This window comes from Pseudoalteromonas sp. NEC-BIFX-2020_015 (assembly GCF_012952265.1).
GTDB lineage: Bacteria > Pseudomonadota > Gammaproteobacteria > Enterobacterales > Alteromonadaceae > Pseudoalteromonas > Pseudoalteromonas neustonica.
Window position 1 is genome coordinate 1 of the sequence record NZ_JABCJL010000067.1, and the last position, 1629, is coordinate 1629.

Sequence of the window (1629 nt, forward strand, 5' to 3'; positions counted from 1 at the left end):
GGCAGAGCATTTGGGCGCCCTGCGGGCGCATCGTGGGTGGGGAAGATGGCGCTGGGATGTGGCGGTTGCCTCGGGCTCGCCGGTGGGTTCATCGTGGTCGGGTCGGTCCCGGTCAACGCCGGAACGCCTCTAGTGCCTGTGAGCTTGTGGCTGAGCATGGTGGTGGGGGGCAACCACGGGAACCGTGGAGTGTTGCCTCGAGCACGAATGTCAGACTTGTCAGTCTTCTCGCCCTCCCCGGGACCGGCGCTTTTGCATCCCGGACCAGGAAGGGGACGTCTGATGGATCTTCTTCACCCGCGTTGCGCGGGAGTGGACGTGAGCAAGCGCGACGCGAAGGTGTGCGTGCGGATCGCCTCGCCGGGCCGGGCGGGCGCGAAGTCGACGGTGACGACGTGGTCGTCGATGACCGGGCAGATCCTCGCGTTGCGCGAGCATCTGATCGAGCAGCAGGTCACGTTGGTGGTGATGGAGGCGACCGGGGACTACTGGAAGCCGTTCTACTACCTGCTCGAGGACGGTCCGTTCGAGGTGCTGCTGGTCAATGCCCGGCAGGTCAAGAACGTGCCGGGTCGCAAGACCGACGTCTCGGACGCGACCTGGCTCGCCCAGCTCGGTGCCCATGGCCTGGTGCGCGGTTCGTTCGTGCCGCCGCAGCCGATCCGTGAGCTGCGGGACCTGACCCGGACCAGGACCGCGGTCACCCGGGAACGGACCCGGGAGTGGCAGCGGCTGGAGAAGCTGCTCGAGGACGCCGGGGTCAAGCTGACGTCGGTCGCGACCGACATCAGCGGCCCGTCCGGCCGGGCGATGCTCACGGCGATGATCGACGGTGTTCACGACCCGGCGGTCCTCGCCGACCTGGCCCGCGCCCGACTGCGGGACAAGATCCCCGCCCTGACCGAGGCGTTGACCGGACGGTTCACCGCCCACCACGCGTTCCTGGCCCGGTTGCACCTGACCCTGATCGACCAGCACACCCAGGCCATCGAGGAGCTCACCGCGCGGATCGAGGTGGTGATCGCGCCGTTTCGTCGCGCCCGCGACCTGATCGTGACCGTGCCCGGGATCAGCACCACGTTGGCCGACATCATCATCGCCGAGACCGGTGCGGACATGACCCGGTTCCCCACCGCCGCGCACCTGGCGTCCTGGGCCGGCACCGCACCGGGTAGCCACGAGTCCGCCGGCCGGATCAAGTCCACCAAGACCCGCCCCGGCAATCCCTACCTCAAAGGCGCCCTGGGGATCGCCGCGCTGAGCATCGCGCGCAGCAGGCAGAACACCCGACTCGCCGCCCGTTACCGGCGCATCGCCTCCCGACGCGGTCCGATGAAAGCCCTAGTCGCGATCGAACACACCCTGCTCACCGCGTTCTGGCACATGCTCACCGCCGACGTCGGCTACACCGACCTCGGCGGCGACTACTACACCCGGCGCACCCCGGACAAGACCAAGCAGCGCGCCCTGACCCAACTCCGCCAGCTCGGCTACGACGTCACCCTCAACCCACTACCCGCCACCGGCTGACGCCCGTAGCGCCCGTGGCCTGGCAGCCATCTTCATGTCAGGTCGGTCGTTGGACAGCCCAGCCGGCGGGCGCCTAGCCTCGAGAGCAGGACCGGCGGC

1 protein-coding gene is annotated in these 1629 nt (G+C 69.0%); it reads left to right on the forward strand.

Annotation, left to right across the window (positions count from 1 at the left end; genetic code table 11):
• Positions 1 to 282: 282 nt before the first annotated feature.
• Positions 283 to 1530: an IS110 family transposase gene (locus HH219_RS21520; RefSeq protein ID WP_169328585.1), complete on the forward strand. Its 1248-nt coding sequence runs from the start codon at positions 283 to 285 to the stop codon at positions 1528 to 1530.
• The last annotated feature ends 99 nt before the right edge of the window (positions 1531 to 1629 follow it).

What these genes read in the sequence shown, in the direction of transcription:
- HH219_RS21520 (WP_169328585.1), top strand. Translation starts at nt 283, where the DNA reads ATGGATCTTCTTCACCCGCGTTGCGCGGGAGTGGACGTGAGCAAGCGC.